The 555-nt window shown below is 63.2% G+C and carries 1 protein-coding gene; it reads left to right on the plus strand.

Annotation, left to right across the window (positions count from 1 at the left end; all coding sequences use genetic code 11):
- Positions 1 to 15 precede the first annotated feature (15 nt).
- Positions 16 to 555, plus strand: a 540-nt coding sequence (locus tag ACTMTF_RS49455; RefSeq protein ID WP_441117044.1) for an AMP-binding protein, incomplete at its 3' end; no start/stop codon positions are given.

The raw sequence follows: 555 nt of genomic DNA on the forward strand, positions 1-555 counted from the left end.
CAGCTGGCTTATGTGATGTTCACGTCGGGGTCGACCGGTGTTCCGAAGGGGGTGGCTGTCACTCATGCTGATGTGGTCGCCCTTGCGGCTGATCGGGTTTGGCGTAATGGTGCGCATCGGCGGGTGCTGATGCATTCGCCGCATGCGTTCGATGCTTCGACGTATGAGATCTGGGTGCCGTTGTTGAACGGCGGGACGGTGGTGGTGGCGCCGTCGGGTCCTGTTGAGCCTGCTGAGTTGGCTGACACCATTGCCAAGCATCGGATCACGGCTGCGTTCGTGACGACTGCGTTGTTCAACACGCTCATCGATGATGAGCCGTCGGGTCTGGACACGCTGACCGAGATCTGGACGGGTGGCGAGTTCGTGTCGGCCGCCACCATGCGTGCCGCTGCGCGGGTGTTGCCCGGTACTCGGATCGTGCATGTGTACGGGCCGACCGAGACCACCACCTTCGCCACCTATCACCCGCTTCGGTCGGCTGTCCCGGAGCAGGCACGCAACGTCCCCATCGGCCGGCCCATGGACGGATTACGGGCTTATGTGCTGGACGAG

This window comes from Nonomuraea sp. ZG12, from assembly GCF_052068115.1.
In the GTDB taxonomy this organism is placed as follows: Bacteria; Actinomycetota; Actinomycetes; order Streptosporangiales; family Streptosporangiaceae; genus Nonomuraea.